Annotated in this window: 15 protein-coding genes; 9 read left to right on the top strand and 6 right to left on the bottom strand. The window is 65.8% G+C overall.

The annotated features are described in order from the left end of the window. Positions 1-54: 54 nt before the first annotated feature. From ATE67_RS16140 to ATE67_RS16130, 3 genes are all read right to left on the bottom strand, one after another. Positions 55-339, bottom strand: coding sequence for a hypothetical protein (locus ATE67_RS16140; protein ID WP_058817697.1), 285 nt, complete (start codon positions 337-339; stop codon positions 55-57). A 130-nt stretch (positions 340-469) separates the two neighbouring features. Next, positions 470-886: a DUF2177 family protein gene (locus tag ATE67_RS16135; protein WP_058817696.1), complete on the bottom strand. Its 417-nt coding sequence runs from the start codon at positions 884-886 to the stop codon at positions 470-472. Then, positions 883-1548 carry a hypothetical protein gene (locus ATE67_RS16130; protein WP_058817695.1) on the bottom strand — a complete coding sequence of 222 codons (666 nt, stop codon included), beginning with the start codon at positions 1546-1548 and terminating at the stop codon, positions 883-885. The genes ATE67_RS16135 and ATE67_RS16130 overlap by 4 nt, the downstream gene beginning before the upstream one ends. A gap of 94 nt (positions 1549-1642) precedes the next feature. On the opposite strand from ATE67_RS16130, the gene ATE67_RS16125 reads away from it, so the two are divergent. The 6 genes from ATE67_RS16125 to ATE67_RS16100 all read left to right on the top strand — a co-directional run bounded on the left by ATE67_RS16125 (position 1643) and on the right by ATE67_RS16100 (position 6289). Beyond that, entirely contained in the window at positions 1643-1906 is a 264-nt protein-coding gene (locus ATE67_RS16125) for an exodeoxyribonuclease VII small subunit (RefSeq protein ID WP_058817694.1), read from the top strand. Positions 1907-1912: 6 nt separating this feature from the next. Further along, a complete protein-coding gene (locus ATE67_RS16120) occupies positions 1913-2818 on the top strand; it encodes a polyprenyl synthetase family protein (protein ID WP_058817693.1) in 906 nt (301 codons plus the stop codon). Continuing rightward, positions 2818-3324 carry a pantetheine-phosphate adenylyltransferase gene (gene coaD / locus ATE67_RS16115; RefSeq protein WP_058817692.1) on the top strand — a complete coding sequence of 169 codons (507 nt, stop codon included), beginning with the start codon at positions 2818-2820 and terminating at the stop codon, positions 3322-3324. The genes ATE67_RS16120 and coaD overlap by 1 nt, the downstream gene beginning before the upstream one ends. Before the next feature lie 95 nt (positions 3325-3419). Then, positions 3420-4223 carry a peptidylprolyl isomerase gene (locus ATE67_RS16110; protein WP_058817691.1) on the top strand — a complete coding sequence of 268 codons (804 nt, stop codon included), beginning with the start codon at positions 3420-3422 and terminating at the stop codon, positions 4221-4223. Positions 4224-4239: 16 nt separating this feature from the next. Continuing rightward, on the top strand, positions 4240-5271 hold the full coding sequence (queA, locus tag ATE67_RS16105) for a tRNA preQ1(34) S-adenosylmethionine ribosyltransferase-isomerase QueA (protein ID WP_058817690.1): 1032 nt from the start codon (positions 4240-4242) through the stop codon (positions 5269-5271). A 91-nt stretch (positions 5272-5362) separates the two neighbouring features. Further along, positions 5363-6289 (top strand): hypothetical protein, encoded by a 927-nt coding sequence (locus ATE67_RS16100; protein WP_058817689.1) that lies wholly within the window; start codon positions 5363-5365, stop codon positions 6287-6289. On the opposite strand, the gene ATE67_RS16095 is transcribed toward ATE67_RS16100, so the two are convergent. Both ATE67_RS16095 and ATE67_RS16090 read right to left on the bottom strand, forming a co-directional pair. Next, on the bottom strand, positions 6286-7782 hold the full coding sequence (locus ATE67_RS16095) for a lipopolysaccharide biosynthesis protein (RefSeq protein WP_231728197.1): 1497 nt from the start codon (positions 7780-7782) through the stop codon (positions 6286-6288). The genes ATE67_RS16100 and ATE67_RS16095 overlap by 4 nt on opposite strands. Before the next feature lie 42 nt (positions 7783-7824). Next, positions 7825-9489 (bottom strand): sulfatase-like hydrolase/transferase, encoded by a 1665-nt coding sequence (locus tag ATE67_RS16090; RefSeq protein ID WP_197411972.1) that lies wholly within the window; start codon positions 9487-9489, stop codon positions 7825-7827. Between the two features lie 271 nt (positions 9490-9760). Here ATE67_RS16090 and ATE67_RS16085 point away from each other — a divergent pair, with 271 nt between their 5' ends. Genes ATE67_RS16085 through tgt form a run of 3 tightly spaced genes read left to right on the top strand, consistent with a single transcriptional unit; the run spans position 9761 to position 13673 of the window. Next, complete coding sequence (locus tag ATE67_RS16085) at positions 9761-11953, top strand: EAL domain-containing protein (protein WP_231728196.1); 2193 nt, start codon at positions 9761-9763, stop codon at positions 11951-11953. Between the two features lie 60 nt (positions 11954-12013). After that, positions 12014-12502 (top strand): hemerythrin domain-containing protein, encoded by a 489-nt coding sequence (locus ATE67_RS16080; protein ID WP_058817686.1) that lies wholly within the window; start codon positions 12014-12016, stop codon positions 12500-12502. 46 nt (positions 12503-12548) lie between these two features. Next, positions 12549-13673 (top strand): tRNA guanosine(34) transglycosylase Tgt, encoded by a 1125-nt coding sequence (gene tgt / locus ATE67_RS16075; protein WP_058817685.1) that lies wholly within the window; start codon positions 12549-12551, stop codon positions 13671-13673. Here tgt and ATE67_RS21475 read toward each other — a convergent pair whose 3' ends face one another. Then, positions 13674-13844 (bottom strand): NepR family anti-sigma factor, encoded by a 171-nt coding sequence (locus ATE67_RS21475; RefSeq protein ID WP_156417068.1) that lies wholly within the window; start codon positions 13842-13844, stop codon positions 13674-13676. Positions 13845-14033 lie beyond the last annotated feature (189 nt).

Raw genomic sequence — 14033 nt, 5'->3', positions numbered from 1 at the left:
GAACAGACCCCATGACGCGAAAAGCGCCATGGGGTCTGCGGTCGGAGAGAGGGGTCAGCGCGAGGCGAGAATGGTGACCTTCACCACCGGATCGACGTCGCGCAGCGCGAAATTGACCTGCTGCGACCCGACGGTGCCGCGGACGCGGTGTTCGCCGATACGGAGCTTGAACGGCTTGCCGCTCTTTTCCTCGATGCCGCTGATCACGCGGTAGCCGTCGGCCTGCGTCACGGTGTAGCTGTAGATACGCCCGTCATGTTCGAACCTTTGCTCCTCGGCGCGGGCGGTGGCCGGCACGAGCGCGAACAGGGCGAGGGCTGGGAGGAAGAATTTTTTCATGGTGCAAGTCCTTGTGGTTAGACAAAACTTGCCTTCGAGCCCCTCTCTTCTTGTGCGATGCAACATGAGGCGCGCAGCGGCGCGGCGCAATTGCAAAAATTCGAAACGTGATTGCGCTTAAGCGAACGGATCAGGCGCTGCGCGGTAAGAAAGTAAGCACCAGCCATGTCGCGGCGCCCGCCGCCACGCCGGTTGCGAACGTGCCCCACGCGATGTCGGCAAGCGTCACCTTGGTCGACCAGATCTTCATCGTCGCCTGATTGGTGAGGTCGTAGGTCATGTAGCAGAAGAAGCCGAACAGCGCGCCATAAGTCGCCGCGACCTGCCACTTGCCTGCCGCCAGCGCCGGCTGAACTGCAAAAATCTGGATACCGAGCATGTAGAGCGCGTAGAAGGTCAGCGCCGGCGCCGGCCGCCAGCCGTCCATGAGCAGCGCGCCGATCTCTGGCCGGTAGAGTTTCGGACCGACCTTGGTCAGCCACAACGCGTCGAGCGCCCCAAAGACTATGGCGGTCGCCATATAGGCGGCGATGGCTTGCAACGTCATGCAACAGCTCCGGAAGTGACAGGTTCGCGCGGCGCGCCCGCCCAGGCGGCGACCGCTGCCAGCAACGCATAGGCGCCGAGCATCGTTGCCGGGATCGCCAGCGAATAGACGAGCTGTTTCGGCCCGAACCAGTCGACCGCCTGCGCCAGCGCGAGCAACGCGATGAGGACCCACAGCCGCCAGCCGCCCACGGCAGCGTGCGTATGCCGGGCATAATAGAAGAGCGCGCCGCCGATCAGCGCGAGCTCGAGCGGCATCGCGGCGGCGGGATAATTCCACAGCCCGAAACCGAGCTTTGGCGGCAGGCCGAACAGCGTCAGATCGGGGATGTGAACGATCAGGTCGAGGAACCAGTGCGATACGACCACCAGCGCGGCGCCGATCGCGGCTTCCTTGCGCCGCGTCGCGAACCATACGATCACGCCGAAAATCTTCGCCCAGATCAGCGCGCCGAGCAGGCTGTGCGTGAACGGCATGTGATGGAGGTCCATGGGGTTCATCGCACTGATTCCGGGAACGATCCGCATCGCCTCGACGCCGGAGATCAGAAGCGCGGCAAAGCCGATGTCGACCAGTTGTGCGGCGACGAACAGGGTGCCGAGGCCCGCCGCCTTCGGCCGCGCAGCGACAATGAGCGCCGGTGCGAAATGCCCGATGAACATGGGCCACGAAGTTATCGCGTGAAGGCGCGACGTCAAGTTCGACCACGCGCGACCGCACTTGACCCAGGGGGGGCGAAGAGGCCAAAGCAGGCGGATGACGGATACGCCCGATACCGCAGACACCCCTGCCATTTCTTCACTGTCGTTCGAGGCCGCGATGGGCGAGCTTGAAAGCATCGTCCGCCACCTGGAGAGCGGCGATGTTAGCCTCGAGAAATCGGTTGCCCTCTATGAACGCGGCCACGCGCTCCGCGCCCATTGCGAAGCGCGGCTTGCCGCGGCACAGGCGCGGATCGAACAGGTCAGCCTCGGCGCCGATGGACAGGCGGCGGCAACCGCCCCCTTCGGCGAGGGTTGATCGCAGATGGCGGTCGTCGAATCCGCATCATTGCTCAGTCTCGCGCAGGAGGAGGTCGCAGCCGGGATCGACCAGCTGTTCGACAGTCTGATCGCGGTGCCCGCCGATCCCCGCGGCCGCCTTTATGAGGCGATGCGCTATGCCGCCATCGGGGGCGGAAAACGTTTGCGCCCGCTGCTCTTGCGCGCGGCCGGCGACCTGTTCCATGTGGACCGCGCGATCAGCCTGCGCGTCGGCGCAGCGGTGGAGGCAATGCACGTCTATTCGCTGATCCATGACGATTTGCCGTGCATGGACGACGACGATCTGCGACGCGGCAAGCCGACCGTGCACAAGGCGTTCGACGATGCGACCGCGGTGCTCGCGGGCGATTCGCTGCACGCGCTCGCCTTCGAATGGCTTTGCGATCCCGCGACCCATGCGGACCCCTTTGTTCGTGCCGAGCTGTGCTGCGAACTGGCGCGCGCCGCCGGTCCCGCGGGGATGGCGGGCGGGCAGATGATGGATCTTGCGGCCGAAACCTCCGATTTCGACCTGCCGACCGTCACGCGGTTGCAGCAGCTCAAGACCGGCGCGCTGATCGCTTTCTCGGTCGAGGCGGGCGCGATCCTCGCACGCATTCCGGCCGAGGGACGCCGGCCCCTGCGCGGCTATGCCCGCGACATCGGGCTCGCGTTCCAGATCGCCGACGACATCATGGATGTCGAGGGCGACGAGGCGTTGGCGGGCAAGGCGCTCCACAAGGACGAGGCGGCGGGCAAGGCGACCTTCGTCACGCTAATGGGCCTGGAGCGGGCGCGTGAGCAGGCGCGGCTGCTGGTCGATCAGGCGATCGCGCATCTCGGCGGTTTCGGCGAGGAGGCGGCGCTGCTGCGCGCGATCGCACGCTATGTCGTGGAAAGGGACCATTGATGCGGGTGGGGGTATATCCGGGGACGTTCGACCCGATCACGCTCGGTCATATGGACATCATCCGGCGCGGCGCGAAACTGGTCGATCGGTTGGTCATCGGCGTCACGACCAACATCACCAAATCACCCCTGTTCGACGACGACGAGCGGATCGAGATGGTCCGCCGCGAGGTGGCGAGCATTGGCGGCGACATCCGTGTCGTCGGCTTCAACTCGCTGCTGATGGATTTCGCGGAGCGCGAAGGCGCGGGCGTCATTGTGCGCGGGCTGCGCGCCGTCGCCGACTTCGAATATGAATATCAGATGGCGGGGATGAACCAGCAATTGAACGACCGGATCGAGACCGTCTTCCTGATGGCCGACGTCGGGCTGCAGCCGATCGCGTCGCGGCTGGTCAAGGAAATCGCGATCTTCGGCGGCGACATCCATAAGTTCGTAACCCCCGCGGTGCGCGAGGCGGTGGTGCAGCGGATATCCGAACGCGGGCTACGCCAAGGTGAGGGCTGACCCCGTCGCCTATCCCAATCATTGAGCGTTCAGCTTTTTCCCGCTAGGCCGCCCCGACAGGGCGCATACAGAATCTTGATAGAGGCCGATCCAGCATGATATTCCCCCCCCGTTCCTTCGTTCTGACGGCGATGGCGCTTTGCCTTGCGACCCCCGTTCTGGCGCAGGAAGTGCCGCCGGCACCCGCGCCGCTGGGCACCGAAGCGCCCGCGCCCGCGCCCAGCGAGACGCCGCCGCCCGCCGATACGCCTGCTCCGACCCCGGCGCCCGCCACCACCGACGCGGCGCCGGCGACCGCGGCGCCCGCCGCCCCGGCGATGACGGCGGATCAGTATATCAACAATCCCGAATATATGCTCAACCTCGACCTCTCGACGGGCGGGCGCGTGGTCATCCAGCTCTATCCGAACGTCGCGCCCAACCATGTCGAGCGGCTGAAGACGTTGACGCGCGCGGGCTTCTATGACGGGATCAAGTTCCACCGCGTGATCGACGGCTTCATGGCGCAGACGGGCGATCCGACCGCGACCGGCGCGGGCGGCTCGCAGCTGCCCGACATCAAGGCCGAGTTCAACGACCTGCCGCACCTGCGCGGGACGCTGTCGATGGCGCGCGCCGAAAGCCCCGACAGCGCGAACAGCCAGTTCTTCATCATGTTCCAGCCGCGCTTCGCGCTCGACCATCGCTACACCGCGTTCGGCCGTGTCGTGTCGGGCATGCAATATATCGACGCGATCCAGAGGGGCGAGCCGCCTGCGGTGATGTCGCGTATCGTCCAGATGTCGGTCGCCGCCGACAACAAGCCGATGCCGCCCGCGTCGGCGCTGACCGAGGCGCAGCCAGCCGCGCCGGCGGCCGACGTCACGGTCGACCAGCTCAACGCGCCGATCCGCCAGTAAGCCCGGAGCGCGCGCCATGCGCGTCGACGCCTTCGATTTCGATCTTCCGCCCGAGCGCATAGCGCTTCGCCCCGCGCGTCCGCGCGATGCGGCGCGGATGCTCGTCGTCCACGGCGGCGCGATCGCCGACGCCGGGGTGCGCGACCTGCCGTCGTGGCTTCGTGCCGGCGACTGCCTTGTTTTCAACGACACGCGCGTGATCCCGGCGCAACTCGAAGGGCGCCGGGGAGAGGCAAAGATCGGCGCGACGCTGCACAAGCGTGTCGATCTGCGCCGCTGGCAGGCGTTCGTGCGCAACGCCAAGCGGCTGCGCGTCGGCGAAACGATCGACTTCGGCTCCGATGTCGCCGCGGTCGCCGAAGAGCGCTTGGCCGACGGCAGCTTCATCCTCGCCTTTGGCGGCGATGAGCCGGTCGAGGTCTTGCTCGAGCGCGCGGGCACGATGCCGCTGCCGCCCTATATCGCGGGCAAGCGGCCGACCGACGAAGACGACCGCAGCGACTATCAGACGATGTTCGCCGACAAGGACGGCGCGGTGGCCGCGCCGACTGCGGCCCTGCATTTCACCCCCGATCTGCTCGCGTCGCTCGCGTCCGCGGGCATCGCGACGGAGACGCTGACGCTGCATGTGGGCGCGGGTACTTTCCTGCCGGTGAAGGCCGACGACACCGACGACCATGTCATGCACGCCGAATGGGGGCATATCGACGCAGCGACCGCCGACCGGCTGAACGCCGTTCGCGCGAACGGGGGCCGGGTGATCGCGATCGGCACGACGAGCCTACGTCTGCTCGAAAGTGCGGCACGGGACGATGGCGTCATCGCGCCGTTCGAGGGGGACACCGCGATCTTCATCACCCCGGGCTATCGTTTCAAGGCGATCGACGGACTGATGACCAACTTCCACCTGCCGCGCTCGACCTTGTTCATGTTGGTCAGTGCGCTGATGGGGCTGGAGACGATGCAGGCGGCCTATGCCCATGCGATCGCTGCGGGCTATCGCTTCTACAGCTATGGCGACGCCAGCCTGCTGCTGCCGCGGGCGTGAGTTAACTATCTAATTTCCTGTTTGAAATCGCCGAAATCGGCGGCGCGCCTTGCCTCTACCAAAGCGCAATGGGGCGTGATACGGCGAAGCGATGAACCGCATCCTGGACAAACTCAACCGGCTGCTCAAGGAACGCGCGCTGGGCCGGGCCGCGCGCGCCGTGCTCGATACGTCGCCGGTGGTGCCCGCGAACGACGGGCTGGTGCTGTTCTCGATGATCGGGACGCGAGTTCTGCTGCCCTATCTGGTTGCGATCAAGTCGCTCCATGCGCGGCTGAAGCGCGGGCGGATCGTCATCCTCGACGACGGCACGCTGACCGCCGACGACCGCGCGATCCTCGCCGTGCAGCTGGGCGATCCCCGGATCCTCGCGATCGCCGACGTCGATACCGGGCCGTGTCCGCGCGGCGGGACGTGGGAGCGGTTGCTGACGATCCTCGACATTCGCGCGAACGACTATGTGATCCAGCTCGATTCCGACACGGTGACCGCGGGCGACGTGCCCGAGATTTTGGGCGCGATCGCGGCCAACCGCAGCTTCACCTTGCGCGGCGACCCCGACAGCCGCCTGATCGGCTTCAGCGAGATCGCCGCATTGACCGATGACGATGCCTTCCTCAACAACCCCGCCGCGCATGTGCAGGGCGCGATCGAATGCGGGCTCGACCGCATCGCGCTGCCCGGCATCGCTGCGCCGCTTTATGTGAGGGGCTGCTCGGGTTTCGCCGGCTTTGCGCGCGGCGGCGATGGACGCAAGCTTGCCGAGGCTTTTTCTATCGAAGCGACGAAGCTGCTTGGCGCGAAGCGCTGGGCCGAGTGGGGGACGGAGCAGGTGACATCGAACATGATCATCGCGAACGAACCCGACGCGCTGCTGCTGCCCTATGACCGCTATCTCAATTTCTGGGACAGGGGCATTCCTGCCGACGCGCGCTTCCTGCACTTCATCGGCAGCTGCCGCTTCAACGGCACCGCCTATATCGACGCGGCGCGCGACGCGGTCGCAGCACTCCGCTAGACCTGGATCCGACGTCCGCGAACGAGCGCGATCAGGTCCTGCGCGGTCGCGCGCGCGAACAGGAACAGCCACAGGCAATAGACGGCGCCGCCCGTCGCGACGAGCAATGCGAGCCGCATGACCTGTGACAGCGGCGGCAGCAGATGGTCGACAAGCGTGACCGCCGCCGCCATCGCGGTCGCGGCGAGGACCGCCGGCGCGATGGCGCGGAGCAGCGATCCGGCGCCGACGCCGATGATGGGCAGCGAGCGCGCGGCGGCGAAGAGTAGCAGGGCGGGATAGGCGACGAGCCAGGCCCAGGCGATCCCCTCGATCCCCGACCGCGCGCCGATCAGGAAGGCGATCGGCATCATGATCGCGCCGACGATGGCGTTGCGCGATGCGATCCCCGGCCGCCCGAGCGCGTCGGTGGCGGGCTGAAGCAGGGTAAAGAGCGTCCAGAAGGGCATGGCGAGCGCGAGCGGCAGGATCAGCGGCACGATGTCGCGCCACTTCTCGCCGAGCAGCGTCAGCACCAGCGGCTCGGCGACCGCGGCGAGGCCGAAAAAGAAGGGCATGGCCGCGACCATGATGGCGCGCACCGATCGGGTGAACCCGCCAGCAAGCGCAGCCGGATCGCCCTGCATCCGCGAATAGGCGGCGAAAGCGACTTCGTTGAGCGGGGGGATGACCTTGTTGTTGAAGATCTGCGTCAGCAGCAGCGCGGTGGTGTAGAGGCCGACGAGATGCGGGTCGAACCAGCGGCCGGCGACGAGGATGTCGGCCTGACTCTGGACGAACCCGAAAAATTGCCCGACCGCAATCAGCCCGCCGTAGCGCGCGATCGAGCCCGCGCCGCGGAAATCGAAGCTTGGCCACAGCCAGCTCTTCGCGGCGATCGTGAGCCCGAGCGCGCGCGAGGCGAACATGGCGATCGGCGCCCAGACCAGTGCCCACACGCCCCAGCCCGAAAGCGCCCCGCCGAGCGCTACGCCTGCGCCGATCAGCGCCGAGGCGAGATTGACCTGCGCTTGCCGATGGAATTCGAGCGTCCGCGCCAGCTTTGCATAGGCGAGCGCTGAGAAGGGCATCGTCAGATAGATCAGCGCCTGCACGCGCAGCAGGTCGGCGACCATCGGTTCGCGGTAATAGGCTGCCGCCAGGGGTGCGGTGGCGATCTGGGCAAGCGCGAGCCCGCCGTTGAGCAGGAGGAGCAGGCCGAAGATCTGCCGCATCTCGTGGTGGCCGATCGCGTCGCGCTGGATCGCGGCGCTGGCGAGGCCATAGCCGTTCATCATCGTGAACAGCATCAGCATCACCTGCGTCAGCGCGAACAGGCCATAATCCGCCGGTGTCAGGATGCGAATGACGAGGAAGGTCGAGGCCCAGGCGATCACCTGACCCGCGATCTGCGATCCCGACCGCCAGATCACGGCGCGGCGGATGCGCTGACCGAAATCGGGCGACAGCGGGGTGTCGTTGGTCATCGCGGTCTGGGGCGGCGGGGCGTCCATGGCGGCGGGCCTAGCATAGATTCGTTGGGAAAGAATTGCCGCTCAGCGCGCGGCGATGTCGCTGGCGGGCGGGGCCGGCAGCGCGGCGCGGCGAACCCCCACCCACATCGGCTGGCGGCCGAGGCGCGCGTTGAACAGGCCGTTGAACGTCGCCGGATCGGGTGCGGTGGAATCGAGCGCTTCGCCATAGCTCCGCCGCACGGCGACCGGATCATAGCCCATCGCAGCGAGCAAGGTCGGGAAGATGCGATAATGGCTCGATGCATCGAAATGCCGCTTCGCCGCGGCCTGCCAGCGCCCCGAGGCATCGATCGCGACCAGAGGTACTGCGCCTTCCTCCGCGACAGGCACGACGCTGCAGTGCGTTGTCGTCCCTGAATCGCCGCGCTCGTGGAGCTTTTGCCCGTGGTCGGAGGTGTAAATGATGAGCGCGTCGCGGAGCCGGGCATGCGCGAAAAGCCGATCGAAAAAGCCGCCGACCGTCCACGCCACCGTGTTGCGATAGGAATTGCGATAGAGCCGCCAATTCTCGGCCCCGCTGTAGAGGTTTTCGGGAAGCTGCATTTCGGCGACATCGGCCGAAAGGCCGCGGGGCAGCGTGGGCTGATAGGGGGCGGCCGTATCGGGGAATTTGTCCGCAATCGGAAAATGGGCGCCCATTTTGTTGACCAAGATGAATTCGCGCCGGTCGTTGGCCAGCGCGTCGATCACGGCGCCGGCCGCGGCCATGTCGCGGTTCGCCGCGGGTGTGTCGTCGAACTGGATGAAATGATCGATCGAACCGCGCTCGGCGTCGTCCATGCCGTTCTGGAACGCGCCGCCGGTGCGCTGGGCATCGACATAAACCGTGCGGAATCCCGCAGCTTTCGCATAGGCAAAGATAGACGGTCCGGTGGCGTTTATCCGATTGTACGCGGCTCGTGTGCCGCCGTGGCGGAGCGTCATGTTGCTGCCGAAGCTGCAATCGGTGATCGAAGCCGCGATCCCGAAATTGGCGACCGACAGGCCGGAGGGCGGTGAGGCGAGGCCGGACCGCACACCCTGTGGGTCATTGATGTCGAGGTAACGCGCGGCGATGCTCTCGTCGATGATCAGGACGATATCGCGATAGGCGGGGGGCCGCGTCCGCGCGATCCGCACCGGCTGGCGCGGACCGACGGACCGGGTGATGCTTTCGAAGCCATAAAGCACCGAATAGGCTGACCCGACCCACGCACTCGGCAGTCCGCGCCCGCCCTCACCGCCGCGGAAAAAGAGCAGCGTGGAGAGGAGGGCAAGGCCGAGAAAGGGGGCCGATCCAGCGAGGATCCCGGGCAGCCGGCGCGATGCCGGCTTCAGCCCTATGCCGACGAGCAGAAGCAGGGCATTCGCCGACGCCCAGGCGATCGGCCCGCGATATTGCGCGAGGGCATCGTCGATGAAGCCCGCGGACTGGAGCATCGAGATGAAGGTCTCATAGCTCATCGCATCGGCGGCGGCGGTTTGAAAGCTGCCGAGCAAAATCGTCGCCGCGGCAAAAAGGATTGCCCATCCCCAGCGAAAAACCGGCTGGCGGATCATCGCCGCGCCGCCCAGGCAAAGGGCGAGGAAGACATAAAGGCCGATATAGACAGGCAGCCCGGGGGTCACCCCGAGCATGGCGATGCGGGCCCAGATCGCCGGGGTTTCGAAGGCCAGCGCGGCCACGATGAGCGCTGTCTTGATCAAGCTTCGCGCGGTCGGTCGTTGCAATTCGCTAGCCCCGGATGCGGCGCGCCCCTTCGCGCCGCCGACTGCCATAACGTCACAATCCGGAGATTCCACGCCGTTTACCTTGTGCTGCTCCACATCGGGTCGCGGGGTTCGATTCTCGCCGCTGCGCCCGATCCCCAAATGAGACAGGTCGCCGCCTGCGCTTGGGAAAATTTACAATATCGCAAGGCATTGCGGGCATTGCGGATTTCAGGATTAGGGGGCCAGTAAGGTTTCATTGATGGACATGCCATCGCGGACCATTTCCGACGACCGGGAAGAGGGCGCGGCCGATGAGGGCTCGCGCGGCTTTTTCGGCAAGTTCGGATCGCGGATGTCGCGTCAGCGGGGCGACGCGTCGCCGCCGGTCAATCTGCACACCCGCGACGCGCTGCTGCTTCTCCAGAATTACGAGGAAAGCGGCCGCGGCTGGTTTTGGGCGACAGATGCCAACGGCCGCATCACCTATATCACTGATACTGTTGCAAAGCTGATGGGGCGGTCGGCGAACGAGCTTGTCGGCACCGCCTTCACCGAGCTGTTTTTGCCGGTCGACAGCCACGGCGAACGCCAGCGCACCTTGCCCTTCCTGATGACCAAGCAGTCGAAGTTCGACGAGTTGCCGCTGCGCAGCGCGTTCGAGGGCGACGACCGCTGGTGGGCGATCTCCGGGTCGCCGCATTTCGACGCGAACGGCAGGCTTGGCGGCTGGCGCGGCAGCGGCACCGATATCACCGCGCATCGCCGTTCGGCCGAGGACGCTTCGCGGCTGGCGATGTATGATTCGCTGACCGGCCTCGCTAACCGCTTCAACATCTCGAAAAAGCTCGACACGACGCTCAGCGCCTTTGCGCAGCAGCAACGCAGCTGCGCGATCATGCTGCTCGACCTCGACCGCTTCAAGCAGGTCAACGATACGCTGGGCCACCCCGCGGGAGATGCATTGTTGAAGCAGGTCGCCGAGCGCCTGCTCAAGATCGTCCGCGACAAGGAAATGGTCAGCCGGCTCGGCGGCGACGAGTTCCAGATCATCCTTCCCGATATCGAGGACCGCGGCCGGCTCGGCGACATGGCCTCCGACATCATCAACAGCCTGTCGCAGCCCTATTCGGTCGAGGGCAGCCGCTGCATCATCGGCGTGTCGGTCGGCGTCGCGATCGCGCCCTTCGACGGGCAGACAAGCGACGACCTGGTCCGCAACGCCGACCTCGCGCTTTACGCTGCCAAGGGCAACGGCCGCGGGCGTTTCAGTTTCTATTCCAGCGACCTGCACCAATCGGCCGAAGACCGCCGCGTGCTGGAGGAGGATCTGCGCGACGCGCTTGCGCGCGGCGAGATGGAGCTGTCGTACCAGCCCGTCGTCAACGCCAAGTCGAACACCGTTACCGGCGTCGAGGCGCTTATCCGCTGGACGCACCCTGACCGCGGCGTGATCTCGCCCGGGCTTTTCATCCCGATCGCCGAAGAAGCCAATCTGATCTGGCCGCTCGGCGAATGGGTGCTGCGCAAGGCGTGCGAGGATGCGGTGCGTTGGCCGGGCGACCTGCGCGTTGCGGTCAATGTCTCGCCGATCCAGTTCGCCAATGCCGATTTGCCCAAGGTCGTGGCCAATGCGCTCGCGACGACGGGATTGCCCGCCGACCGGCTGGAGCTCGAGATTACCGAGAGCGTCTTCCTCGCCGATTCGAAGGAAACGGCGCAGATGTTCAAGGCGTTGAAGGGTCTCGGCGTCCGCCTGGCGCTCGACGATTTCGGCACCGGCTATTCGTCGCTCGGCTATCTGCAATCGGCGCCGTTCGACAAGATCAAGATCGACCAGAGCTTCGTGCGCGGCGCGACCGTGCCCGGATCGCGCAACGGCGCGATCATCGCGGCGATCGTCGCGCTGGCAGAGGCGCTGGAGATGGAAACCACCGCCGAAGGGATCGAATCGCTCGATCAGCTCGACCTGATCCGCAAGCTGAACGTCAGCCATGTGCAGGGCTATGTTTACAGCAAGCCCGTGTCCCAGAACGAGCTGATCGAACATGCCGACGCGGGATCGTGGACGATCAAGCCCGCAGGTCCCGCCAAGCAGCGCAACGACCGCTTCTCGCTGTTTCGCAAGGTTGGCGCGGTGCATGGCAACCATCGCTATTCGGTGGTGATCCGTAACCTCTCGGCCACCGGCGCCTTCATCGAGGGCATATTGGACGTGCCCGTCGGCACCCAGTTCGTGATCGATTTCGGCGAGGGCCAGCTGGTGACCGCCACCGTGCGGCGCTCGATGAACCACCAGCAGGGGGTGCAGTTCGAACAGTCGCTGGTCAGCGACGGCAATGGCGGCCTCTGCACGCGCCACCGCGTCTCGCCCTATCTGATCGCCGCGGCGGCGCAGCAGTCGGGATCGCAGATAGCGCTGCCCGCCTTCACGACGACGAGCGACTGGAAGCCCGCCTGACGCGGGAACCGCCGGCGCGTTGATCCGTTCTCTCCTCCGACCAATCTGACGGAGGCTTTCATGGCAGAAACCAAAATCTTCGCGCGGCTCAAGGCCGACCACGACCGCCACCGCGACCTGCTCGACCGGATCGACCAGACGCAGGGCGACAGCGACGAGCGCCGAAATCTGTTCGAGGCGTTCCGCGTCGAGGTGACCGCGCATGCGGCGTCGGAAGAGATGTCGCTCTATGCGACGATGCTCGCCGATCCCGACCTTCGCGACGAAGCGCAGCACAGCGTCGCCGAGCATAAGGAGATCGAGGATTTCCTGACCGAACTCTACGAAATGGACTTCGCCTCGACCGGCTGGCTGACGCGTTTTCGCACCATGAAGGAGCGCTACCTCCACCATATCGACGAGGAGGAGGAAGAGATGTTCCCGGTCGCCGAAAAGGGGCTTTCGGACGCGAAGAAGCGCGAGCTCGTCAAGATCTTCGAGAAGGAAAAGCCGAAAGAGAAAGCGAAGGCGGCTGAGGAAGAGCCGTCGAGCGAGGAAGAGCGGGCGTAGCGCCGAACCTCGACTTTTGGCGCGCGCACGGCCATAGGCGCGCGCCATGACCGACAGATTCGCTTTTCAGGTCGCCGCGACAGACGGCGACGCGCGCACTGGCGTGATCCGCATGGAGCGCGGCGAAATCCGCACCCCTGCCTTTATGCCCGTCGGCACCGCCGCCACGGTCAAGGCGATGCGGCCCGCGGAAGTGCGCGCGACCGGCGCCGACATCATTCTGGGCAACACCTATCACCTGATGTTGCGCCCCGGCGCCGAACGCATGGCGCGGCTCGGCGGCCTCCACAGCTTCATGGGCTGGGACCGGCCGATCCTGACCGACAGCGGCGGCTATCAGGTGATGAGCCTGTCGGCGCTCACGAAGCAGAGCGAGGAGGGCGTCTCGTTCAAGAGCCATCTTGACGGCTCGCGGCACATGCTGACCCCCGAACGCTCGATGGAAATCCAGCGGCTCCTTGGCAGCGACATCGTGATGGCGTTCGACGAATGCCCGCCGAACGGCGTCGACGCCAAACGCGCGGCGGCGAGCATGGAACGGTCGATGCGCTGGGCGGCGCGCAGCCGCGCGGGCTTCGACGCGGGCGAAGACCATGCGGCGCGGTCAGCGCTGTTCGGTATCCAGCAGGGTTCGCTCGACGAGAGGCTGCGCGCGCGCTCGGCCGAGGCGCTGATCGACCTCGGCTTCGACGGCTACGCGATCGGCGGGCTGGCGGTCGGCGAGGGGCAGGAGGCGATGTTCGGGGTGCTCGACTATGCGCCGGGCCAGCTGCCCGCCGACAAGCCGCGCTATCTGATGGGGGTCGGCAAACCCGACGATCTGGTCGGCGCGGTTGCGCGTGGGGTCGATATGTTCGATTGCGTGCTGCCGACGCGCTCGGGGCGCAACGGGCAGGCCTTTACCTGGGACGGCCCGGTCAACATCCGCAATGCGAAACATGCCGAGGATATGGGGCCCCTCGACGCGTCGTGCGACTGCCCCGTCTGTACGACTTGGTCGCGCGCCTATCTCCATCATTTGGTTCGCGCCGGCGAGATGTTGGGCGCCATGCTGATGACGCAGCATAATCTGCATTTCTATCAGGCGTTGATGCAGCGCATGCGCGAGGCGATCGCCGGGGGCGGTTTCGCGGCGTTCCAGTCGGATTTCGCCGACCGCTACAAAAAATGATCAGCTGAGCTTGTTGAGCAGGTCGAGCATCGACTGCGGGATCGTCTCGTCTACCGCGGACTCATAAGCGCGGCGCAGGGCGCCATTCACGTCCTGCCCCTTCCCGGGAAGTTTCTTTTCCGCGTCCTTTCCGGCTGTTTTCGCAGGCGGCGAGCCGGATTCAGACGTCATATTTTTCGCATCCCTTGGACATGGGGCCTTGTGCTAACCGTGCATAAACCAAAGCGCAATGCGCCTTTTGTTCGTTCGATAGGAAACTATTTTGCGCTTGAATCGTTCCCATTGGGTGAAATTATGTCGGAGAGCGGCAGGATTCTTGCCGTGCTTCGCATTTATCCGCGGGTTCCGACTCGCCTGAGG

The sequence above is a fragment of the Sphingopyxis sp. H050 genome (assembly GCF_001468265.1).
Taxonomy (GTDB): domain Bacteria; phylum Pseudomonadota; class Alphaproteobacteria; order Sphingomonadales; family Sphingomonadaceae; genus Sphingopyxis.
The sequence above is the reverse complement of the archived record's forward strand: the minus strand, read 5'-3'. Positions and strand labels throughout refer to the sequence as shown.